The organism is Bacillus sp. FSL R5-0560 (assembly GCF_037966305.1).
GTDB lineage: Bacteria > Bacillota > Bacilli > Bacillales > Bacillaceae > Bacillus > Bacillus mojavensis.
The window spans coordinates 2,786,297-2,809,278 of sequence record NZ_CP150195.1 but is presented as its reverse complement, the minus strand read 5'-3'; the positions used below and the strand labels follow the sequence as shown (position 1 = coordinate 2,809,278).

The following is a 22,982-nucleotide window of genomic DNA, read 5'->3' as shown; positions in this document are numbered from 1 at the left end:
AGATAAAGGGTGGGGGAGACAGAAATGGAAAACACATATTGTCATTCCAGCGAAAAGAACTCAGACGCGGTTTATTTGAGTGTGAGAGGATATCGCATCAAGCTGTCGCCTGAACAAATGAAATTGATTTCTGCTCTCAGAAAGTAAAAATAAAATGATAAAGGCAGCCGCATAAGCGGCTGCCTTTTCTATGAAGAATATTTTCTTTTTCGTTGTGCTACGTGCTTCTGAAACCAATCTTTTTTATATAAAAAAGCGATAAGCTCAAGCCAAAAGCCCGGGATTTTTTTCGGGAAAATCGGCTTTTTATAAAGCGTATGATACGCCGTTTTTAAATCGTCCCACTGTGTGCACGTTTTCGTCTGTTCAAATCTCGCGACATCTATGACCCGCACTGCTCCGGTTTCTGTCAGAATCAGATTGCGCAAATGAATGTCTGACGGGTTGAGACCGGCTGCACGGGCGTCAGAAAGTGCGTCCTCTACCTGCTGAATCATATCGTCGCTGATCGCGATGCCTTTTTTCAGGCAGTTGTAAAAAGTATCGCCTTTAATATATTCCATTAAAATAAATGAATCACCAGTTTCATAAATGTCAGGGTAGAATGCGGATCCGGCTAATTTTTCATAAATCGCTGCTTCTTTGACGGCTGTCGCTTGATACTCCGGAAAGAATACCTTCAGCGCCATTTTTCGGTCACCTTCTGTTATGGCAAACACATAGGCGCTTCGTCCCTTGCCGATTAATGTCAATTCCTCGGGTTTCTCTTTGACTTTATCAAATCTGCTGTTTTGGCGGTATATGACTGAATGGGCCAGTGCCTCTGCTTTTGTCAGCATTTCATTCACCTTCTTTGCTCTATTTTATGCAGTTGTTTATAGGAAAATCCAAAACTGTTCAGGAAAAAGAGCCTAAATATAGTGTATCTGGTCTTGGGAAAGAAGGCTACCTATAAGCTTTGATTGTGATAAAAGAGACATGAAAACGTTTATGCCACTCCTTGAAAAGCGCTTACAAATGGGATACTATTAATTTGAAATAAAGCGCTTTCGTAAACTTTCAAGGGGGAACACGCTATGACGAAACAGATGGTGACAGGAATTATCGGTGCAGGGCGCATCGGCAAACTTCATGTTCAAAATATACATCGGATTCCTCATATGAAAATAAAAGCGGTTTCTGATATTTCTGCAAGCTGTTTACAGGATTGGGCCGCCAGTCACCACATTGAATACATAACCGCTGACTATAGAGATTTATTACTTGATCCTGATATTGACGCTGTTTTTATCTGTTCGCCAACAAACACACATACGCAAATCATCAGAGAAGCAGCTGAGGCGAAAAAACATATTTTTTGTGAAAAACCAATTAGTTTTTCTCCCGATGAAACGAAGGAGGCACTTGCGGCTGTCCGGAAACATGGGGTTAAACTGCAAGTCGGATTTAACCGCCGTTTCGACCCTCATTTTAGGAAAATCAAAACCATTGTCTCAAATGGTGAAATCGGCACGCCTCATTTATTAAAAATTACGTCACGGGACCCTGAACCGCCGAATGTTGATTATGTCCGCACATCAGGCGGCTTCTTTATCGATATGTCGATTCATGATTTTGATATGGCCAGATACATCATGGGAAGTGAAGTGACGGAAGTGTATGCAAAAGGAGCGGCTTTGGTGAATCCGTCCTTTGCAGAGCTGGGGGACATTGATACGGCTGTCATTACCCTGACATTTGCAAACGGTGCCATGGGTGTGATAGACAACAGCCGTCAAGCTGTGTACGGATATGACCAGCGTGTCGAGGTTTTCGGCACGAAAGGCTCGGCAGCAGCGGACAATAGCAGGCCGACGACGGTAGAAGTGTCGACCGCTGACGTTGTCATGAAGGATAAACCGCATTTCTTTTTCCCTGAACGCTATAAGGAAGCCTATGTAGAGGAGATTCTTCAGTTTGCAGAAGCCATCCAAACAAATCGAGAGACTGCCTGCACTGGCGATGACGGCTTTCAGGCGGAACGAATAGCAAGGGCGGCTCAGCAGTCGCTCGCTTTAGGCATGCCTGTCACCATTGAACATACTGAAAAAATTGTTTTTTAATATTCAGAAAGAAAGGATTACAATACAGCAAGCTTGGGTATATACATTCCATTGATACTTTAGAAAAAGTAGGCGGTGGAAATCATGAATACAGCACATGCTAAAGGAAATGCTCTGAACAAAATTGGGATTCCTTCTCACATGATTTGGGGTTATATTGGTGTGGTCATCTTTATGGTTGGAGACGGACTTGAGCAAGGATGGCTGTCTCCTTTTCTTGTTGATCACGGTCTCAGTATGCAGCAATCTGCTTCTCTATTTACGGTGTATGGCATTGCGGTCACGATTTCGGCTTGGCTATCAGGAACCTTTGTCCAGACTTGGGGGCCAAGGAAAACGATGACGGTCGGTTTACTAGCTTTTATCCTCGGTTCAGTTGCTTTTATCGGCTGGGCGATTCCTCATATGTACTATCCGGCTCTCTTGGGCAGCTACGCGCTTAGGGGCTTGGGATACCCGCTGTTTGCATACTCGTTTCTAGTATGGGTATCATACAGCACCTCTCAGCAAATCCTTGGTAAAGCCGTCGGATGGTTTTGGTTTATGTTCACGTGCGGCCTAAACGTGCTTGGGCCGTTTTATTCAAGCTATGCGGTTCCGGCGATTGGAGAAATCAATACGCTTTGGAGCGCTCTCTTATTTGTGGCAGCAGGTGGAGTTCTCGCATTGTTTTTTAATAAAGATAAATTTATGCCTGTACAGAAACAAGATCAGCCGAAATGGAAAGAGCTGTCGAAGGCATTTACAATTATGTTTGAAAATCCTAAAGTCGGCATCGGCGGCGTGGTCAAGACAATTAATGCTCTCGGACAATTCGGATTTGCGATATTTCTTCCGACATATTTAGCGCGTTACGGCTATTCTGTTTCAGAGTGGCTGCAAATTTGGGGAACGCTGTTTTTTGTCAACATTGTATTTAACATCATTTTCGGCGCAGTCGGAGACAAACTGGGCTGGCGAAATACAGTCATGTGGTTCGGCGGTGTCGGCTGCGGTATTTTTACACTGGCGCTTTATTACACGCCGCAATTGATCGGCCATCAGTACTGGGTGCTGATGATCATTGCCTGCTGCTACGGTGCGGCACTGGCCGGATATGTTCCGTTAAGCGCGCTTTTGCCGACGCTTGCGCCTGATAACAAAGGTGCTGCCATGTCCGTGTTAAATCTGGGATCGGGTCTATGCGCCTTTATTGCTCCCGGCATCGTGAGCCTTTTTATCGGTCCGCTTGGCGCAGGCGGCGTGATATGGATTTTTGCGGCATTATATTTTCTCAGTGCTTTCCTGACACAGTTTCTGACGATTTCGGAACGAAACGCCGATATGTATCCAGAAGAACGGCTTGTCAGGAAAAATGTGCAAACAAATTTTGAGAAAACGGTTAAGCAGTAGCCTCTTTGGTCAGACTAGTCATAAACGTGTGCAAAGAGGTGTAAAAGGTGAAACGGTTTAGCACTGCGTATCTGTTGCTGGGTTTATTTTGCTCAGCCGCAGCTTTTGTAATGGGTGCTCCCAGCGCGTTAGGGGCAGAAGTGGAGCACTATGAACCGCTGCAGGTACATGTGCAGCTTGAAAAAGTGTATTTGGATGGAGAGGTCAGCATCGAGCATAAGCATGAAAAGGTGCTCTCCATGGATGACTTTTGGGCGGATTATGCGGGATGGACGCTGGTCGAACATAAAAATGGGTACGTTCTATTTCGGAAGCAGGTGGACGATATTTCTCCGCTCAGCAAGGTGAATGGGTATATCGGCGTTTCTGACAGCGGAGTAATTTCCACCTTTCATGGACGGCCGGAGTCGGATGCTGAACCCATTCAATCTTTTTTTCAAATTGACTTAGAAAGACTGGAGAGCCATATGCAAAAAAATCTCGAAAAAGGCATTCCGTTTCGGACGAAAGCGGAGTTTCAAGATGTCATAGAACATATCAAGACGTACAGCGGGTGACCACTGCTGATTGAAGACATGTGCTCATGTCTTTTTTTTCGTGGAACAATGAAAGACAAGCGAACATATGTTAACTTTTCATTAAGCCTTTGGCTGTTTTTATGGTACAATGAAGAACAGTCAAAGAGGTGAATGTTCGTGATCGAATTTGTTAAAGGGACGATTGATTATGTTTCTCCCCAATATATCGTGATAGAAAACGGCGGCATCGGCTATCAGATTTTTACGCCAAATCCGTTTATATATAAGGAGAGAAGTCAAGAAACCATTTTTACGTACCATCATGTAAGAGAGGATGCGTTTTTACTATACGGCTTTTCAACAAGGGAGGAAAAAGCGCTCTTTACAAAGCTGTTAAATGTGACCGGTATCGGTCCAAAAGGGGCACTCGCCATTCTGGGCTCAGGTGACCCGGGAGCGGTCATTCAAGCAATTGAAAATGAAGATGAAGCCTTTTTAGTCAAGTTCCCAGGCGTCGGCAAAAAAACTGCGCGCCAGATTATCCTTGATTTAAAAGGAAAGCTGGCTGACGTCGTGCCTGAAATGATTGAGAACCTGTTCAATCATGAAGAAAGACTTGATAAACAAACGGCAGAAACGGCGCTTGAAGAAGCACTCGAGGCCCTCAGGGTACTCGGTTATGCCGAAAAAGAAATCAAAAAGGTACTTCCTCACTTAAAAGAGGATATTGGTCTGACAACAGACCAATACGTAAAAAAAGCATTACAAAAACTATTGAAGTAAGGTGATGTTCATGGATGAACGGCTCGTCTCAAGTGAAGCAGACAACCATGAATCAGTGATAGAGCAAAGCCTGAGGCCTCAGCGCCTGGTTCAATATATCGGGCAGCATAAGGTAAAAGAGAATTTGCGTGTTTTTATAGATGCCGCAAAAATGAGACAGGAAACGCTTGATCACGTTCTTTTGTACGGTCCGCCTGGGCTCGGAAAAACGACGCTTGCTTCCATCGTTGCCAACGAAATGGGAGTGGAGTTGCGGACCACTTCGGGCCCTGCGATTGAAAGACCGGGTGATTTGGCTGCGATATTAACGGCGCTCGAGCCGGGGGATGTATTATTTATCGATGAGATACATAGGCTGCACAGATCGATTGAAGAAGTGCTTTATCCGGCAATGGAAGATTTTTGTCTTGATATTGTCATTGGAAAAGGGCCTTCTGCCCGTTCAGTCCGTCTTGATCTTCCGCCTTTTACATTGATCGGCGCCACGACAAGAGTAGGGCTTTTGACGGCGCCGTTAAGAGATCGATTCGGCGTTATGTCGCGGCTTGAGTATTATACGCAAGAAGAGCTGGCTGATATTGTTACGAGAACGGCTGATGTGTTTGAGGTTGAAATTGATCAGCCGTCAGCGCTTGAGATTGCCAGAAGATCAAGAGGAACGCCGCGGGTGGCGAACCGCCTGCTGAGAAGGGTCCGGGATTTTGCACAGGTGTTAGGCGACAGCCGGATTACAGAAGAGATTTCTCAGGACGCTTTGGAGCGGCTTCAAGTTGACCGTCTCGGCTTGGATCACATTGATCACAAGCTGCTGATGGGAATGATCGAAAAATTTAACGGCGGTCCAGTAGGGCTAGATACGATTTCAGCCACGATTGGCGAAGAACCGCATACGATTGAAGATGTGTACGAACCGTATCTTCTGCAAATCGGTTTTATCCAGAGAACGCCGCGGGGGAGGATCGTCACACCTGCCGTTTATCATCATTTTCAAATGGAGGCCCCCCGATATGACTGAATTTCCTAAGATCATTATGATTCTTGGTGCTGTTTTGCTTATCATCGGAGCAATTTTGCATTTTGTTGGCAAGATGCCGGGAGATATTTTTGTGAAAAAAGGAAATGTCACGTTTTTCTTCCCGGTTGTCACTTGTATTATCATAAGTGTGGTATTATCAATCTTGCTTAATCTTTTCGGCAGAATGAAATAACAAAAGACTAGAATAAAGGTGAAATTATGAAAGTTGATTTATTTGATTTTGAACTTCCGGAATGTTTAATTGCACAGGTGCCATTGGAACAGCGTGACGCTTCAAGGCTGATGGTGCTTGATAAACATACAGGAGAGCTGACAGACAGCTCGTTTAAACAGATTATCAGTTTCTTTAAAGAAGGGGATTGTCTCGTCCTGAACAATACCCGCGTTTTGCCTGCCCGGTTATTCGGAACAAAAGAGGATACAGGGGCAAAAGTAGAACTGCTTTTGCTGAAACAGGAAGCCGGTGACAGGTGGGAAACACTCGTCAAACCGGCAAAAAGGGTAAAAAAAGGAACCGTTGTAACATTTGGAGACGGTAGATTAAAAGCTGTCTGCACGGAAGAGCTGGAGCATGGCGGCAGAAAAGTTGAGTTCCATTATGACGGTATTTTTTATGAGGTGCTGGAATCACTCGGAGAAATGCCGCTTCCGCCATATATTAAGGAACAGCTTGATGACAGAGAACGCTACCAAACGGTGTTTTCAAAAGAAATTGGATCTGCCGCTGCTCCTACAGCCGGCCTTCATTTCACGGAAGACATTTTACAGCAGCTAAAGGACAAAGGCGTTCAAATTGAGTTCATCACACTGCATGTCGGACTCGGAACGTTTCGTCCGGTCAGTGCCGATGAAGTGGAAGAGCATAATATGCATGCAGAGTTCTATCAAATGTCAGAAGAAACGGCCGCGGCTTTAAACAGCGTAAGGGAAAAGGGCGGACGGATTATTTCTGTCGGCACGACCTCAACCCGCACGCTTGAAACGATTGCCGGTGAACATGATGGGCGATTTAAAGCATCAAGCGGATGGACATCTATTTTTATTTATCCAGGCTATGAATTCAAAGGCATTGACGGAATGATTACAAACTTTCATTTGCCGAAATCGTCATTGATTATGCTGGTCAGTGCGCTTGCAGGCAGAGAAAACGTCCTGCGTGCGTATAACCATGCGGTTGAAGAAGAATACCGTTTCTTCAGCTTCGGCGACGCAATGCTGATTATATAACTTGAGAACAGGAGGCCTCATAAAAAGTGGCTGAACAACCAATACGCTATGAATTTATAAAAGAATGCAAACAAACAGGGGCGCGTCTGGGCAGAGTGCATACTCCCCACGGCTCCTTTGAAACGCCTGTTTTTATGCCGGTCGGCACACTGGCGACAGTTAAAACAATGGCGCCTGAAGAGCTAAAGGCAATGGACGCTGGCATCATTTTAAGCAACACATATCACTTATGGCTCCGCCCGGGGCACGATATTGTAAAAGAAGCTGGCGGACTCCATCAATTTATGAACTGGGACCGCGCAATTTTAACAGATTCAGGCGGTTTTCAGGTCTTTTCATTAAGCAAGTTTCGTAATATAGAGGAAGAGGGCGTTCACTTTCGCAATCACCTAAATGGAGATAAGCTGTTTTTATCCCCGGAAAAAGCGATGGAGATCCAAAACGCACTCGGCTCTGATATTATGATGGCATTTGATGAATGCCCTCCATATCCGGCAGAATACGATTACATGAAACGGTCAGTTGAGCGGACAAGCCGCTGGGCCGAACGTTGTCTGAATGCCCATGCCCGTCAGGACGAGCAAGGCCTGTTTGGTATTGTTCAAGGGGGAGAATACGAAGATTTGCGTACACAAAGCGCGAAAGACTTGATTTCCCTTGATTTTCCGGGATATGCTATAGGTGGATTGTCCGTGGGTGAACCGAAAGACGTTATGAATCGGGTGCTTGAATTTACGACTCCGCTTTTACCGAAGGATAAGCCGAGGTATCTGATGGGAGTTGGTTCTCCAGATGCTCTGATTGACGGAGCGATCCGCGGAGTAGACATGTTTGACTGTGTGCTGCCTACCCGTATTGCACGGAACGGCACGGTGTTTACTGCTGAAGGCCGGCTCAATATGAAAAACGCAAAATTTGAGCGAGACTTCCGTCCGATTGATGAAGAGTGTGATTGCTACACATGCAAAAATTACACACGGGCGTATATCAGACACTTGATTCGCTGCAATGAAACGTTTGGACTCCGATTAACAACTTACCATAACCTTCATTTTCTGTTACACTTAATGGAGCAGGTAAGACAGGCTATTCGCGAGGATCGTCTGGGTGATTTCAGAGAAGAGTTCTTTGAGCGTTACGGCTATAATAAGCCAAATGCGAAAAGCTTCTAATATAAAAAGCCATAATGGCAAGTTTGTTTCAGAAAGGGGGGAAAAAGATGACAGGTACTTTAGGTACAATCGTTCCTATTATTTTAATGTTTGCGGTTCTTTATTTCTTGCTGATCCGTCCACAGCAGAAGCAGCAGAAAGCTGTGCGTCAAATGCAGGAGGAACTGAAAAAAGGCGATTCAGTCGTGACAATCGGTGGATTGCACGGTACAGTTGACTCTATCGACGAAAGCAAAGTCGTCATTAAGACTGGTGATAACACACGTCTTACTTTCGACCGCCGCGCGATCAGAGAAACTTCTGCTGCTGAATAACAGCAGGAGTTCATACATAGCAAACAAAAAAGAGCGGGTAGCCCCCGCTCTTTTTTTATGAGGAAGATCTGCTTCCTCTCAAATTCACTCCGAAAATACCGCCAAGCATACATACGCCTAAAAACCCAAGATGGAAGAGCAATTGTTCTACTGTAAATGTTTTTCCGAATCCTAAATATTGAAACAGTAAAATAATCAAGGAAAAGCTCAAAGCAGTCAATGCCCCAATCAGCCAGCCTCTTTCCTTCCCTTTCCCGCCAGATATGAATCCGCCGATAAACAAAGAAAGGAATGATACGGCGGTGATCAGCCAGTTGAATGATGATTCTTCAAGCGAGGTTGCTGTCAGTAAAAGTGAAACGGCTAAACTCGTTAGGAGCATGGCTGAAAATATGGCGATTAAGCCGTAGAGTATGCCTTTTCCAACTTGTTTCGTTTCCTCCATGAATTTCTCCTCCCTGCCTATCTATAAAGGCTTCTGTTCTTATTAAACAAAGCTTCAGACATGCTGATGGCTCGTCTTTGTAAAAATGTATTCCCTAGATCCGTGAATTAGACGTAAAAGCTTTATGAAATACGATCACTTTTTCTTACATAAATCGTTTGTTTTGTTGCATGCTATGATGAGTTGGAGGTGCATCATGGAAGAGCTTCTTACTATAACGTTTCGCACAGTCATATTATATTTTGTGATCCTGATTATTTTTCGTCTCATGGGCAAGCGGGAAATCGGAGAGCTTAGTATATTAGATCTCGTTGTCTTTATCATGATGGCTGAAATTGCCGTCCTGGCCATAGAAAACGTAGATGACCATCTGTTTCATACCATTTTGCCAATGCTTGTGCTAATGATGATCCAAGTGACATTTGCATACCTATCCTTAAAAAACCGGCGTATTCGTCAGCTGCTTGACGGCAAGCCGACCATTATCATTAAATACGGAAAAATTGACGAAGACGCTATGAAATCACAGCGTTATAATTTTGATGATTTGATGGTTCAGCTTAGAGAAAATAATGTCGAAAGAGTAGCTGATGTATCATTTGCTATATTAGAGCCGTCAGGCAAATTGACTGTCGTAAAAAAACAAAAAGATGATGAACATAGACAGCTGGAGATGCCGCTTATCATTGACGGTGACATTCAAACTGAGAACCTGGCTCGGATCGGCAAAGATAGCAAGTGGCTTGAGGAGAATTTATTGAAACAGGGATACACGAGTCCTTCAGGTATATCATTTTGTTCGTTTACTGACGGTGAATTTTTTATTGATGAAAAAGATGGGCACCGCCCCTGACTTCATCGGACGATCAGGCGTCCGATAATAGGGATGCGGCGAAGCTCATCTTTTTTGATTAATCGGAAAACGAGCAGCAAGATGATATAGAAAACAGCACTGATCGCAATCCATCCGACAACATTCACAACCTCCGACTCTCCGAAGCGCACATATTGTTTGACAGCAGTGCTGAGGAACCCGCATATAAAAATAACCGCGAAGCAGAGCACGTACTCTTTTATTTTGATGCTGATTGGCAGCACCTTGCTCACTGTCGCTGCATGCAAAAGGGTGACGAGCACCATGCCCGTTACAATCGCTAATGCAGCACCCATGATGCCGAGAGACGGTCTCGTGGCAAGGACGAAAATGAGGCCTGTTTTCACAAGAGCTCCGATCAAGCTGTTCATCATTGCGGCCCCTGCTAAATTGAGCGCCTGCAGCACAGCCTGAAGCGGACCCTGGAAATAATAAAGTAGAAAAAACGGAGCCATGACTTTTATAAACACGGCTGCGCCTGAGGACCCATACATCACGCTCATCAGCTCATCCGCAAACACATATAAAATCACAACTGAAATGCCCCCGCTAAGCAGGCACAGCCGCATGGCCTGCTCCAATCGATATTCAACCACCTGAAGTTTTTTCTGTTCCATTCCTTCACTTATCGCAGGAACAAGCGCGGTCGACAAAGAATATGTAATAAAGCTGGGCAGAGTCAGCAGCGTCATGGCAAAGCCGGTCAGTTCCCCGTATTGCTTTGTTGCCGCAACTGTCGCCACTCCGGCAATTGCAAGGCTTTGTGCTACAACAATGGGTTCAAAAAACCATGAAAGGTTGCCGATAAAACGGCTGCCGGTTGTAGGAAGGGAGACACTCATTAATTGGGAAAAAGTTTCTTTTCCATTTTTAATCGATTGGAAAAAATGTTTTCTGATTTTAATTGTCTTTTTGAATTTAAAACAAATGAATAAATAAACGAGTGACGCCAGCTCTCCTGCAACTGAAGAAAGCATGGCTCCCGCTGCGGCATATTCAATTCCGTAAGGGAGAAAAATCGTCGTGCATACAGCCACGAGAGAAATACGGATGACTTGTTCTAGGACTTGTGAAACGGCAAGCGGGTTCATATTTTGTTTTCCTTGAAAATACCCTCTCAGCACACTGGATATGGCGATAATCGGCACGACCGGAGTAATGGCCAAGAGGGGGTACAGCGTCCTCTGATCTGTCAGCATGGTTTCCGCCATGACCGGGGCGAAAAATAAAAACAACGGTGTGAAAATTAGGCTGAGAATCCCAGTGATGGTAAGAGACATGACTAAAATATTTTTCGTTTTTTGATGATCTCCGCGTGCGCTGGCTTCAGCGACTAGCTTACTGATTGCGACGGGAAGACCGAATTGAGTTAATGTAGTGGCTAAGAAAAAGGTAGGAGCTGCCATCATATAGAGCCCGACCCCTTCTTCGCCTATGAAACGGGCGATGACCACCCGGTTGACAAAGCCGAGCATTCTTGTGACCATCCCTGCTGCGATAAGGATAAGAGTGCCCTTTAAAAACGTCTGTTTCGCCATTTTTACCCCCTGCCTTCTCAAACTACCTGGAATCATATACAATAAAGATATGCGTATATATCGTCCAAGCATGACAAGTCTTCTTGAAAAACAATAAAAAAGGAGCGTGGAATTCGTGGATAAGCATCCAGCCGATCTATATAAAGACCACGTAAGGCCGTTTCTTTACAGCAAACTGGAAGAGTTTAAGATTCTGGGATATGATGATGTTGAACTCGATAGTTTGTGGTCATACTTAAAAAACAAGAAGTGGAAAAAGAAATCGGAATTGCACATCTATGAACTGACAAGAGATATTTTATCAGTGAAAATTGGAGAATTTATGAACTATGCAACTGTTGAGTCTTTTAAAACGTCTAATTGGCTGGGCAGTGAAGAAGGTCAGGAAGCATTAGAAGAACTACTGAGGTAGCAGTTGATCTGCATAGGTTTAAGGGAGGATATACATAATGAAAAAAGGACGCTTGATTGCGTTTTTCCTTTTCGTTCTATTGATTGGCACGGGTCTGGGCTACTTTACGAAGCCTGCCGCAAACAATATTACGTTAGGATTGGATTTGCAAGGCGGATTTGAGGTGCTGTATGACGTACAGCCTGTAAAAAAAGGTGACAAAATTACAAAAGACGTTCTGGTCAGCACAGTAGAGGCTTTGAACCGCAGGGCGAATGTCCTCGGTGTCAGTGAACCGAACATCCAAATTGAAGGAAATAACCGGATTCGTGTTCAGCTCGCTGGTGTGACAAACCAAAACAGAGCGCGGGAAATTCTGGCGACTGAGGCTCAGCTTTCTTTCAGAGATGCAAATGATAAAGAATTGCTGAATGGTGCGGATCTCGTCGAAAACGGCGCACAACAAACTTATGATAGTACAACAAATGAACCGATTGTCACTATCAAATTGAAAGATGCTGATAAATTCGGAGAAGTGACGAAAAAGGTCATGAACATGGCGCCGAACAACCAGCTTGTTATTTGGCTGGATTACGAAAAAGGTGACTCCTTTAAAAAAGAAGTTCAGAAAGAGAACCCTAAATATGTTTCCGCACCGAATGTAAGCCAGGAATTAAACACAAAAGATGTAAAAATCGAAGGGCATTTTAAAGTCCAGGAAGCGAAAGATTTAGCCAGCATTTTAAATGCCGGGGCGCTGCCTGTGAAACTGACTGAAAAATACTCAACATCAGTAGGCGCACAATTCGGACAGCAGGCGCTGCATGATACGGTATTTGCAGGTATTATCGGAATCGCTATTATTTTCCTATTTATGCTTTTCTATTACCGCCTGCCAGGATTGATTGCGGTGATTACGCTATCAGTTTATGTATACATTACACTCCAGATTTTTGACTGGATGAACGCTGTTCTCACTCTTCCGGGAATAGCCGCACTCATTTTAGGCGTTGGGATGGCTGTAGATGCCAACATCATCACCTATGAGCGGATTAAGGAAGAGCTTAAGCTAGGAAAATCCGTCCGTTCTGCCTTCCGCTCAGGAAACAGACGGTCATTTGCGACGATTTTTGACGCGAATATTACAACCATTATTGCAGCGGTTGTGCTCTTTGTCTTTGGGACAAGCTCTGTTAAAGGGTTTGCGACAATGCTGATTCTGTCGATACTGACAAGCTTTATTACCGCAGTCTTCTTATCAAGATTTCTGCTCTCGCTTCTTGTGGAAAGCAGATGGTTAGACCGCAAAAAAGGCTGGTTTGGCGTCAAAAAGAAACATATTGTGGACATCCAGGACACAGATGAAAATACAGAACCGTATACGCCGTTCCAAAAATGGGATTTTACGAGCAAGCGAAAATTTTTCTTTATTTTCTCAAGTGCAGTTACCGTTGCCGGGATTATTATTCTGCTTGTATTTAAGCTGAATTTGGGCATTGACTTTGCGAGCGGCGCCCGGATTGAAGTGCAAAGTGACCATAAGCTGACGACAGAGCAGGTGGAGAAGGACTTTGCATCACTTGGCATGGAACCTGACACGGTTGTCTTGTCAGGCGAAAAGAGCAATATTGGTGTTGCCCGCTTTGTAGGAGTGCCTGATAAAGAAACCATTGCAAAAGTGAAAGATTACTTTAAAGACAAGTACGGAGCCGAGCCGAATGTCAGCACGGTGTCACCTACTGTTGGTAAAGAGCTGGCGAGAAACGCATTGTACGCAGTAGCCATTGCTTCAATCGGAATCATTATTTACGTTTCCATCCGATTCGAGTACAAAATGGCAATTGCTGCAATTGTTTCACTGCTTTATGATGCTTTCTTTATCGTCACATTTTTCAGCATTTCAAGGCTGGAGGTAGATGTTACCTTTATTGCAGCCGTTCTGACGATTGTCGGTTATTCAATTAACGATACAATCGTTACATTTGACAGGGTTCGCGAGCATATGAAAAAGCGCAAGCCGAAAACGTTTGCCGATTTGAGCCATATCGTAAACCTAAGCTTGCAGCAAACCTTTACAAGATCAGTTAATACTGTATTAACTGTAGTAATTGTAGTCATAACACTGCTGATCTTTGGGGCATCTTCTATTACAAACTTCTCAATCGCTCTATTGGTTGGGCTGTTAACAGGTGTTTATTCATCCCTCTACATTGCCGCGCAAATTTGGCTTGTTTGGAAAGGGAAAGAATTAAAAAAAGGTACAGAACAATAGTGTAAATGGTCAGGCTGTCCTTTATGGGCAGCCTGATTTTTTGGCGTTTGATTGATCTTAAAATAGACATTTGCTATAATGACATACGCTTACAATTAAACATATAAATGGTGTGAAGAGGATTTGTGACAGGTTTTCATATATGTGGGAGGGTTTGGCTATGAAGGTTCGCGAGTCGGAGCTGCCGGGTATCGGGCAAAAAGTTGAGATTGTCACCAGAAACCAAGATAAAATATCAATTATTATTCATGACGACGGCAGAAGAGAGCTGTATTATTTTGACGAAAATGATCATGAAGAATGTGTGACATCCGTACAGTTTGATGATGCGGAAGCGAGGCAGATTTCTGCGATTCTGGGCGGGATGGCATATAAACCGAAAGCGTTAGAAACCGTGGAAGTAGCTCTTGACGATTTGATCATAGAATGGTTTAAAGCAGAAGCTGGAGCACCAGCCGTTCACAAGACCATCGGTGATTTGGACGTGCGGCAGGAATATCAAGCGACTGTCATTGCTATATTAAAAAAGAATCAGGCAAAGCAATTGAATCCTGGGTCTGAAACAGTGATAGAAGAAGGAGATACACTCGTCATCTCTGGAGAGAGAGAAGGACTGAAGAGGCTGATTCGTGAAAAATTAACCGCATTGGGGGCTTGACCTCACGTCAAGCCATGTTTAAAACGAATGTGAATAGGGAAACTAACCTCAATAAGTGAAGTTTGGGGGTAATCGAATGAACAAACAATGGACGATTATATTTGCACTTATTTTTACATTGCTTGTCGCTGTATTCGCAGTCATTAATGTAAGATCCGTAGAAGTTGATTACCTGTTTGGCAGATCAGAGTGGCCGCTTATTCTCGTCATTTTAGGTTCAGTACTGATGGGGGCGCTGATCGTTTTTTCTGCCGGGATTTTTCAAGTCATGAAATTAAAGAGAGAAATAAAAGCGCTGCGGAAAGAAAACAAAACCGCACAGGACGTGATACATAACAAAGAGGATGCTCATTTGAATGATGTCCAAGCCGACACACAGGATGCATCCGCCATTATTGAGAAAAAAGACTAGTTTTCGAATTATATTTGAAACCCCTCAGCCTGCTCTAGTATAATAGGGTGGTTGAGGGGTGAATTTATGTTAGCGTCAAAAATGCGATGGGAAATCCAGAGACCAGATCAGGAAAAGGTCAAATCACTCACAGAACAATTGGACATAACACCTCTTGTTGCGTCGCTGCTTGTAAAAAGAGGCTTTGATACGGCAGAAAGCGCGAGACTGTTTTTACATACAAAGGATGCCGAATTCTATGATCCCTATGAGATGAAGGGGATGAAAGAAGCGGTTGAACGAATAAAACAGGCGATTTCACAACAAGAACAGATTATGATATATGGCGATTATGATGCCGATGGAGTTACCAGTACGTCAGTGATGCTGCACACTTTGCAAAAGCTGTCAGCGCAAGTTGATTTTTATATACCTGACCGGTTTAAAGAAGGCTACGGCCCCAATGAACAGGCGTTTCGTTCGATTAAAGAACGAGGCTTCTCACTCATTATTACGGTTGATACGGGGATTGCCGCTGTCCATGAAGCGAGGGTAGCAAAGGAACTTGGCTTAGATGTCATCATTACCGACCACCATGAGCCTGGACCAGAGCTTCCGGATGTTCATGCGATCGTTCACCCGAAGCAGCCTGGCTGCACCTATCCTTTTAAGGAGCTTGCAGGAGTGGGAGTAGCGTTTAAGCTTGCCCACGCATTATTGGGCGAATGGCCAGATGAACTTCTTGACCTGGCGGCAATTGGCACCATTGCCGATCTAGTTCCGCTGCATGATGAAAACAGATTAATTGCAACATTAGGTCTCGAAAAGCTCCGGCGGACGAACCGGCTTGGCTTAAAAGAGCTGATTAAGCTCTCAGGCGGAGACATCGGAGAAGCGAACGAAGAAACCGTCGGATTTCAGCTCGCACCGCGACTGAATGCAGTCGGAAGAATTGAACAGGCCGATCCTGCTGTTCATCTGTTGATGTCAGAGGATCTGTTTGAAGCGGAAGAGCTTGCCGCTGAAATCGATCAGCTTAATAAAGAACGGCAAAAGATGGTCAGTAAAATGACGGATGAAGCGATTGAAATGGTTGAACAAGAAGGGCTTAATCAAACTGCAATTGTCGTGGCAAAAGCAGGGTGGAATCCCGGAGTCGTCGGAATTGTAGCTTCAAAGCTTGTAGACCGTTTTTACCGCCCGGCCATTGTCCTTGGAATTGATGAAGAAAAAGGGATCGCCAAAGGTTCGGCACGAAGCATTAGGGGATTTAATTTGTTTGAAAGCCTTTCTGAATGCAGAGATATTCTTCCGCACTTTGGAGGCCATCCAATGGCGGCGGGCATGACGCTGAATGCCGAGGATGTGGCGGAATTGCGGAACAGGCTGAATGAGATAGCTGACCATACGCTTACGGAAGAAGATTTTATTCCTGTACAGGAAGTAGACCTCGTATGCAGCGTGGAGGACATTACGGTTGAAAGCATCACAGAGATGAATCTGCTTTCTCCCTTCGGCATGCTGAACCCGAAACCGCATGTGATGGTAGAAAACGCAGTGCTGGAAGATGTCCGCAAAATCGGGGCGAATAAAAATCATGTCAAAATGACGATTAGAAACGATTCCTCCCAGCTTGACTGCGTCGGTTTCAATAAAGGCGAGCTTGAGGAAAATATTGTGCCCGGCTCAAAAATTTCGATTGTGGGCGAAATGTCGATCAACGAATGGAATAACAGAAAAAAACCGCAGCTGATGATCAAGGATGCGGCTGTTGCTGAATGGCAGCTGTTTGACTTAAGAGGAAAACGCACGTGGAAAGATACGGTTTCCGCCCTTCCGTCTGATAAACGAGTCATTGTCTCCTTCAAAGAAGAAACCAAAGCGCTTCTTCAGTCTGAAGATTTTCGCCATGACGTGCACGTTATCAGTTCTGAAGACCAAGCGAAGGCATGTGAACTTGACAATGCATATATTGTATTACTGGATTCTCCGCCTTCGCTGGACATGCTCGCACGTTTGCTGGAAGGCAAAGCGCCTGAGCGGATTTACTTCATCTTTCTCAATCATGAGGAACACTTTTTATCATCTTTTCCGGCAAGAGACCACTTTAAATGGTATTATGCATTCTTGCTGAAAAGAGGTACTTTTGACTTGAATAAACACGGCTCAGAGCTTGCGAGGCATAAAGGCTGGTCCGTTGAAACAATCAATTTCATGACAAAGGTGTTTTTTGATCTCGGTTTTGTTAAAATAGAGAATGGTGTGCTGTCTGTAATAAGCGGAGCAAAAAAACGCGATTTAACAGACTCGCAAACATATCAAGCAAAACAGCAGCTGATGGAGCTGGATCAAAAGCTGAATTATTCTGCGGCTGAAGAGCTGAAGGAATGGCTGAATAAGCTGATGAAACAAGATTCAGAGGCTTATGAAAGTACGAGGAGGACATAAAACAGATGGATTTAAAACAATACGTAACAATTGTACCGGATTACCCGAAAGAGGGCGTGCAATTTAAAGATATTACGACACTGATGGATAAAGGCGATGTCTATCGCTATGCAACAGATCAAATTGTTGAATATGCAAAAGAAAAACAAATTGATTTGGTTGTGGGTCCAGAGGCACGCGGCTTTATTATCGGCTGTCCGGTTGCCTACGCGCTTGGCGTCGGCTTTGCACCGGTGCGCAAAGAAGGCAAATTGCCGCGTGAGGTCATCAAAGTGGATTACGGTTTGGAGTATGGCAAAGACGTATTAACGATCCACAAAGATGCGATTTTACCAGGCCAGCGTGTGCTTATTACAGATGACCTGCTTGCAACAGGCGGCACAATTGAAGCAACAATCAAACTTGTCGAGGAGCTTGGCGGCATTGTAGCTGGTATCGCTTTCTTAATCGAGCTTTCTTACCTTGATGGCAGAAATAAACTTGATAATTATGACATCTTAACATTAATGAAATACTAAAGATAACCTCATAAAGGAAAAAGCACTCGATACAGGGTGCTTTTTTCCTATTGTTTTGCATTTATTTGATATATTATTTGGTGATTTGAACTTCTGCTCTTTACATCTATCGTTTTTTTCTTGATAATAAACTACAATACAGTTTACATTTTAAAAAAGGTGATTCCATGGCGAACGAACAAGTATTGACTGCCGAGCAAGTTATTGATAAAGCGCGCAGTTATCTATCCGATGAGCATATCGCATTTGTCGAAAAAGCATACCTGTACGCTGAAGATGCTCATCGCGAGCAATACCGCAAATCAGGTGAGCCTTACATTATACATCCGATTCAGGTTGCGGGAATTCTCGTTGATCTTGAAATGGATCCATCCACAATCGCGGGCGGATTTCTGCATGATGTAGTGGAGGATACTGATGTGACGCTTGATGACCTGAAGGAAGCATTCTCCGAGGAAGTGGCAATGCTTGTGGACGGTGTAACGAAGCTCGGTAAAATTAAATATAAATCTCAAGAGGAACAGCAGGCGGAAAATCATCGCAAAATGTTTGTCGCTATGGCTCAAGATATCCGGGTCATACTGATCAAGCTGGCGGATCGTCTTCACAATATGCGGACGCTGAAACATCTTCCCCAAGAAAAACAGCGGAGAATTTCTAATGAAACGCTGGAAATCTTTGCTCCTTTGGCTCATCGCCTCGGGATTTCAAAGATTAAATGGGAACTGGAAGATACGGCGCTCCGTTATTTGAATCCTCAGCAATATTACAGAATTGTCAACCTCATGAAGAAAAAACGCGCAGAACGCGAGCTTTATGTCGACGAGGTTGTCAATGAGGTGAAAAAACGTGTCGAAGAAGTCAACATTAAGGCTGACTTCTCAGGCCGGCCGAAGCATATTTACAGTATCTATAGAAAAATGGTGCTGCAAAATAAGCAATTCAACGAAATTTATGATCTGCTTGCTGTCCGGATTCTCGTGAACAGCATAAAGGACTGCTACGCGGTGCTCGGCATTATTCATACATGCTGGAAGCCGATGCCCGGCAGGTTCAAAGATTATATCGCAATGCCGAAGCCGAACATGTATCAATCGCTTCATACAACAGTTATAGGGCCTAAAGGCGACCCGCTGGAAGTGCAGATCCGCACCTTTGAAATGCATGAAATCGCGGAATACGGGGTTGCGGCTCACTGGGCTTATAAAGAAGGAAAAGCAGCGAGTGAAAGCGCGACATTTGAGAAAAAGCTTTCATGGTTCCGCGAAATTTTGGAATTCCAAAATGAATCAACAGATGCCGAAGAATTTATGGAGTCGCTCAAAATCGATTTGTTCTCGGATATGGTGTACGTCTTTACGCCAAAAGGAGATGTCATCGAGCTTCCGTCCGGTTCTGTCCCAATTGATTTCTCTTACCGGATTCACTCTGAAATCGGCAATAAAACAATCGGTGCGAAGGTCAACGGAAAAATGGTGACCCTTGACCATAAGCTCCGGACAGGTGATATCGTAGAAATTCTCACCTCCAAGCATTCCTATGGTCCGAGTCAGGATTGGGTGAAGCTTGCTCAAACCTCACAGGCGAAGCATAAGATCCGTCAATTCTTTAAGAAACAGCGGCGCGAAGAAAATGTCGAAAAAGGCCGTGAATTGGTTGAAAAAGAAATTAAAAATCTGGACTTTGAAGTGAAGGACGTCCTGACACCGGAGAACATCCAAAAAGTTGCAGATAAATTTAACTTCTCAAATGAAGAAGACATGTACGCAGCGGTCGGCTACAATGGCATCACAGCCCTGCAGGTGGCGAACCGGCTGACAGAAAAAGAAAGAAAACAGCGTGATCAGGAAGAACAAGAAAAAATTGTTCAGGATGTCACTGCTGAGCCTAAACCGTATCCGCAAGGAAGAAAGCGTGAAGCTGGCGTTCGCGTCAAGGGGATCGACAATCTTCTTGTGCGTTTATCGAAATGCTGCAATCCTGTGCCTGGTGACCATATTGTCGGTTTTATTACAAAAGGCAGAGGGGTTTCCGTCCATCGCGACGACTGCCCGAATGTCAAAACGAATGAAGCGCAGGAGCGGCTGATCCCCGTAGAGTGGGAACATGAGTCACAGGTGCAAAAACGCAAGGAATACAATGTTGAGATCGAGATTCTTGGGTATGATCGCCGCGGATTGCTTAACGAGGTGCTTCAGGCAGTGAATGAAACGAAAACAAATATTTCTTCTGTCTCTGGCAAATCGGACCGCAACAAAGTGGCAACCATTCATATGGCTATTTTTATCCAGAACATCAATCATCTGCATAAAGTCGTCGAGCGCATTAAGCAAATAAGGGATATATATTCTGTGCGCCGCGTCATGAATTAAAGGAGTCAGAAAATGAAATTAGTCGTTCAGCGAGTAACAGAAGCAAGCGTAACCGTTGATGGAGATGTGATCGGCCAAATTGGACAAGGCATTATGGTCCTGGTTGGCATTACTCACGATGATACAGAAGAGGATGCTGCTTACTTAGCGGAAAAAATGGTGAATCTTCGCATTTTCGATGACAATGATGGAAAAATGAATTTGTCGCTTCTGGATACAGGCGGAGAGGTTTTGTCTGTTTCACAGTTTACGCTTTACGGAGATACGAGAAAAGGACGGCGCCCGAACTACATGAACGCCGCAAAACCTGATAAGGCTTTGGGTCTTTATGAAAAATGGAATGACTTGCTTCGTGAAAAAGGAATCAAAGTAGAAACCGGAAAATTCGGCGCTATGATGGATGTAAAGCTCACAAACTCCGGACCGGTTACATTGATTATGGATTCAAAATAAAAAAAAGCTGCCTTTTGGCAGCTTTTTTTATTGAAAATATTTCTCCAATCCGCTCTCAATTCCGTCTGTTACTTTTTCTTGGTATGAATTGCTGTGTACAATGGCTTCTTCCTGCGGATGGCTTACATATCCTAGCTCGTACAACATAGCGGGCTGTTTGTTTTCGCGGAGCACATAATAATCTCCGAATAGTACCCCGCGGTCAGGAATTGAAGATCGCTTAACCACTTCAGAGTGTACATCTGCTGCCAGATTTTGATCCTTTGCAGGACTGTAGTAATAAGCTGTGCTGCCCCTTGTAGAAGTATCCGCAAAGCTGTCGTAATGAATGCTGATGAAGGCGTCTGCGTTGCGGTAATGAGACGTCGAGACTCGTGACTGTAAGCTGACAAATGTATCATCCTGCCGTGTCACATACACGTCTGCTCCTGCTGATCTAAGTTTGCTGGCCAGCAATTGCGCCGTTTTGATCGTCAGTTTTTTCTCGAATTGGCCTGAATAGCCGACTGTTCCGCTGTCTTTTCCTCCATGCCCCGGATCGACAACAATCGCTTTATTTTTCAGCGACCCGCTTCCGGAAGCGGAATCAGCGACAGGCGGCTCCCCAGATTCTTCAGCGCTCTTAGACGTCTGCACAACCCAGTTGGCGACATAAGCGGTCTGCCCATTGTCAAGTCTTACTTCATACCAGCTGCCCTTTGATCCGGTAATGGTGTACGCATCGCCTTTGGCTGTGCGTTTAACGATAGAAGCTGACGTTGAGGCATCGCTTCTTAAATTCGTTCCTTCGTATACGATATAGGCTTTTTTGGTACTGTCTGAACTGCTGACATCAGCTGAATTTTCATCCGGGTGAGAACTGGTCACAATGTAATGGCTTGCGACCCAGCCTTTTAGCCCATTCACTTCAATATGGAGCCAGCCGTTTTTCTCTTCGAGGATTGTAAGTTTCGTTCCTCGTGAAAGTTTTGTTATAATCGCTGCATCATGTGAATCGGAGCCTCTGACATTCAGTGAAGAAACGCCAACCGTTCCCGTTGTTGAACCAGATGATTCTGTCTGATCACTTTCCTCAGACGCTGAACTGCCGCTGCCTGATGTGACGTATTCGGATGATACCCATCCGGTGGAATTTCGATATGAAATCTTGACCCAGCCGGAATCCTTTTCAATCACTGAGGCTTGGCTGCCCTGCGGGAATTTGCCGATGACTTCGTATGATGTACCAGGGCCTGTTCTCATCCGTAAATCGGGATCTGTTGATGTAACAGTTTTACTGCTGTCAGTGGAGCTTGTGCCTGCCTGTTTTTCCTTAGTAATAAGCCAGGAGACAACCCACCCTTTTTCTCCGGAACCAAGCTGTATTTGCACCCAGTCTCCGTCTTCCTTCAAGATGGGGTAGCGTTCTCCTTTTTTCACCTCCGCCATGATGCCGTAGCTAAGTCCCGGGCCGCTTCTGACATTCATTTCATCTGTTGCGATGACCGCTTCTCCCTGAGCGGCTGTAACGGCAGAAAATGGCGGGAAAAGCGCCCCGGCGACGATAATACATACAATAAGAACAAAGTGTTTCTTGCTCATTGTGTCCTCCTTTCTAATGATCTAAAAAAAAGCATTCTTTTTTAATATCGTAAAGTCCTTTCTGATTTTTAAATAAAAATAAAATGATTTGTTTATACTAGGCATAAATACAATGAAAAAGGTGTGCAAATCATGAAATATCATCCAAAAATGGGGCGTGCATTTCACGACGGCGAAGGAAACCTGCATTTCAGTGATCATGCCGATCCAGATACAATTGGTTATCTCACTGAAACGGCAACTGAATTTGGTCTTATGTCCAAAGAAGCATCACAGCAGAAAAACAACCGGAATAAAGCTTGACAGAGTACAGCAATGCCATTATTATAATAGAAATCGAGTACATAATAAATTAAATTGTTGAACCAATAATGGAGAAGAGTAGGTCAGATTGCATGGCTAGAGAGGAACCGCCCCAGGCTGAAAGCGGCTCCCATTGCGTCTTTCTCGAAACAACACTCCGGAGGTTTCCTGCTGAACGCGTGATACCGTCATTA

General features: G+C 44.4%; 24 protein-coding genes and 1 other annotated feature (1 of these 25 cut by a window edge). Of the genes, 20 read left to right on the top strand and 4 right to left on the bottom strand.

The annotated features are described in order from the left end of the window. Positions 1 to 24: 24 nt before the first annotated feature. On the top strand, positions 25 to 147 hold the full coding sequence (locus NST56_RS14920; protein WP_339177470.1) for a hypothetical protein: 123 nt from the start codon (positions 25 to 27) through the stop codon (positions 145 to 147). Positions 148 to 188: 41 nt separating this feature from the next. Here NST56_RS14920 and NST56_RS14915 read toward each other — a convergent pair whose 3' ends face one another. Beyond that, a complete protein-coding gene (locus NST56_RS14915; RefSeq protein ID WP_339177467.1) occupies positions 189 to 839 on the bottom strand; it encodes a phosphotransferase in 651 nt (216 codons plus the stop codon). A gap of 237 nt (positions 840 to 1,076) precedes the next feature. On the opposite strand from NST56_RS14915, the gene iolG reads away from it, so the two are divergent. The 9 genes from iolG to yajC all read left to right on the top strand — a co-directional run bounded on the left by iolG (position 1,077) and on the right by yajC (position 8,544). After that, positions 1,077 to 2,102: an inositol 2-dehydrogenase gene (iolG, locus tag NST56_RS14910; protein ID WP_010335139.1), complete on the top strand. Its 1,026-nt coding sequence runs from the start codon at positions 1,077 to 1,079 to the stop codon at positions 2,100 to 2,102. Between the two features lie 84 nt (positions 2,103 to 2,186). After that, positions 2,187 to 3,494, top strand: coding sequence for an MFS transporter (locus NST56_RS14905; protein WP_168748356.1), 1,308 nt, complete (start codon positions 2,187 to 2,189; stop codon positions 3,492 to 3,494). A 47-nt stretch (positions 3,495 to 3,541) separates the two neighbouring features. Continuing rightward, the gene (locus NST56_RS14900; protein ID WP_268448746.1) at positions 3,542 to 4,051 is read left to right on the top strand and encodes an intercompartmental signaling factor BofC; all 510 of its coding nucleotides are present in this window, start codon (positions 3,542 to 3,544) and stop codon (positions 4,049 to 4,051) included. A gap of 138 nt (positions 4,052 to 4,189) precedes the next feature. Beyond that, complete coding sequence (ruvA, locus tag NST56_RS14895; protein ID WP_010335136.1) at positions 4,190 to 4,795, top strand: Holliday junction branch migration protein RuvA; 606 nt, start codon at positions 4,190 to 4,192, stop codon at positions 4,793 to 4,795. A gap of 10 nt (positions 4,796 to 4,805) precedes the next feature. Next, the gene (gene ruvB, locus NST56_RS14890; RefSeq protein ID WP_010335135.1) at positions 4,806 to 5,810 is read left to right on the top strand and encodes a Holliday junction branch migration DNA helicase RuvB; all 1,005 of its coding nucleotides are present in this window, start codon (positions 4,806 to 4,808) and stop codon (positions 5,808 to 5,810) included. Beyond that, entirely contained in the window at positions 5,803 to 6,003 is a 201-nt protein-coding gene (locus NST56_RS14885) for a DUF2905 domain-containing protein (RefSeq protein WP_010335134.1), read from the top strand. Before ruvB ends, NST56_RS14885 begins: the two co-directional genes overlap by 8 nt. Before the next feature lie 26 nt (positions 6,004 to 6,029). After that, the gene (gene queA, locus NST56_RS14880; RefSeq protein ID WP_339177457.1) at positions 6,030 to 7,058 is read left to right on the top strand and encodes a tRNA preQ1(34) S-adenosylmethionine ribosyltransferase-isomerase QueA; all 1,029 of its coding nucleotides are present in this window, start codon (positions 6,030 to 6,032) and stop codon (positions 7,056 to 7,058) included. A gap of 26 nt (positions 7,059 to 7,084) precedes the next feature. Then, positions 7,085 to 8,230 (top strand): tRNA guanosine(34) transglycosylase Tgt, encoded by a 1,146-nt coding sequence (gene tgt, locus NST56_RS14875; protein WP_010335131.1) that lies wholly within the window; start codon positions 7,085 to 7,087, stop codon positions 8,228 to 8,230. A gap of 47 nt (positions 8,231 to 8,277) precedes the next feature. Further along, on the top strand, positions 8,278 to 8,544 hold the full coding sequence (yajC, locus tag NST56_RS14870; protein WP_010335130.1) for a preprotein translocase subunit YajC: 267 nt from the start codon (positions 8,278 to 8,280) through the stop codon (positions 8,542 to 8,544). 55 nt (positions 8,545 to 8,599) lie between these two features. Here the strand turns inward: yajC and NST56_RS14865 are convergent, their stop codons facing one another. After that, the gene (locus tag NST56_RS14865) at positions 8,600 to 8,989 is read right to left on the bottom strand and encodes a TIGR04086 family membrane protein (protein WP_229146619.1); all 390 of its coding nucleotides are present in this window, start codon (positions 8,987 to 8,989) and stop codon (positions 8,600 to 8,602) included. 196 nt (positions 8,990 to 9,185) lie between these two features. On the opposite strand from NST56_RS14865, the gene NST56_RS14860 reads away from it, so the two are divergent. Further along, on the top strand, positions 9,186 to 9,842 hold the full coding sequence (locus tag NST56_RS14860) for a DUF421 domain-containing protein (RefSeq protein WP_010335128.1): 657 nt from the start codon (positions 9,186 to 9,188) through the stop codon (positions 9,840 to 9,842). A 2-nt stretch (positions 9,843 to 9,844) separates the two neighbouring features. Here the strand turns inward: NST56_RS14860 and spoVB are convergent, their stop codons facing one another. Continuing rightward, positions 9,845 to 11,401 (bottom strand): stage V sporulation protein B, encoded by a 1,557-nt coding sequence (gene spoVB, locus NST56_RS14855; protein ID WP_339177452.1) that lies wholly within the window; start codon positions 11,399 to 11,401, stop codon positions 9,845 to 9,847. A 115-nt stretch (positions 11,402 to 11,516) separates the two neighbouring features. Between spoVB and NST56_RS14850 the strand changes: the two genes are divergently transcribed. The 8 genes from NST56_RS14850 (at position 11,517) to dtd (ending at position 20,904) form a co-directional block, all read left to right on the top strand. Then, positions 11,517 to 11,813 (top strand): post-transcriptional regulator, encoded by a 297-nt coding sequence (locus tag NST56_RS14850; RefSeq protein ID WP_010335127.1) that lies wholly within the window; start codon positions 11,517 to 11,519, stop codon positions 11,811 to 11,813. A 37-nt stretch (positions 11,814 to 11,850) separates the two neighbouring features. Further along, positions 11,851 to 14,064, top strand: a complete 2,214-nt coding sequence (secDF, locus tag NST56_RS14845; RefSeq protein WP_339177449.1) for a protein translocase subunit SecDF — start codon at positions 11,851 to 11,853, stop codon at positions 14,062 to 14,064. 160 nt (positions 14,065 to 14,224) lie between these two features. Beyond that, on the top strand, positions 14,225 to 14,722 hold the full coding sequence (locus NST56_RS14840; RefSeq protein ID WP_010335126.1) for a cation:proton antiporter regulatory subunit: 498 nt from the start codon (positions 14,225 to 14,227) through the stop codon (positions 14,720 to 14,722). Positions 14,723 to 14,798: 76 nt separating this feature from the next. After that, complete coding sequence (locus tag NST56_RS14835) at positions 14,799 to 15,134, top strand: lipopolysaccharide assembly LapA domain-containing protein (RefSeq protein ID WP_010335125.1); 336 nt, start codon at positions 14,799 to 14,801, stop codon at positions 15,132 to 15,134. 66 nt (positions 15,135 to 15,200) lie between these two features. Beyond that, positions 15,201 to 17,561 carry a single-stranded-DNA-specific exonuclease RecJ gene (recJ, locus tag NST56_RS14830; RefSeq protein WP_339177444.1) on the top strand — a complete coding sequence of 787 codons (2,361 nt, stop codon included), beginning with the start codon at positions 15,201 to 15,203 and terminating at the stop codon, positions 17,559 to 17,561. A gap of 5 nt (positions 17,562 to 17,566) precedes the next feature. After that, positions 17,567 to 18,079 (top strand): adenine phosphoribosyltransferase, encoded by a 513-nt coding sequence (locus tag NST56_RS14825; RefSeq protein WP_010335123.1) that lies wholly within the window; start codon positions 17,567 to 17,569, stop codon positions 18,077 to 18,079. Positions 18,080 to 18,246: 167 nt separating this feature from the next. Beyond that, on the top strand, positions 18,247 to 20,451 hold the full coding sequence (relA, locus tag NST56_RS14820; RefSeq protein ID WP_010335122.1) for a GTP diphosphokinase: 2,205 nt from the start codon (positions 18,247 to 18,249) through the stop codon (positions 20,449 to 20,451). Between the two features lie 12 nt (positions 20,452 to 20,463). Next, entirely contained in the window at positions 20,464 to 20,904 is a 441-nt protein-coding gene (gene dtd, locus NST56_RS14815) for a D-aminoacyl-tRNA deacylase (RefSeq protein WP_229146639.1), read from the top strand. A 27-nt stretch (positions 20,905 to 20,931) separates the two neighbouring features. On the opposite strand, the gene NST56_RS14810 is transcribed toward dtd, so the two are convergent. Further along, positions 20,932 to 22,485, bottom strand: a complete 1,554-nt coding sequence (locus tag NST56_RS14810) for an SH3 domain-containing protein (protein ID WP_339177438.1) — start codon at positions 22,483 to 22,485, stop codon at positions 20,932 to 20,934. 132 nt (positions 22,486 to 22,617) lie between these two features. Between NST56_RS14810 and NST56_RS14805 the strand changes: the two genes are divergently transcribed. Beyond that, positions 22,618 to 22,788: a YrzK family protein gene (locus NST56_RS14805; protein ID WP_010335119.1), complete on the top strand. Its 171-nt coding sequence runs from the start codon at positions 22,618 to 22,620 to the stop codon at positions 22,786 to 22,788. A gap of 56 nt (positions 22,789 to 22,844) precedes the next feature. Further along, positions 22,845 to 22,982: a binding site (T-box leader), on the top strand (it continues 93 nt past the right edge of the window).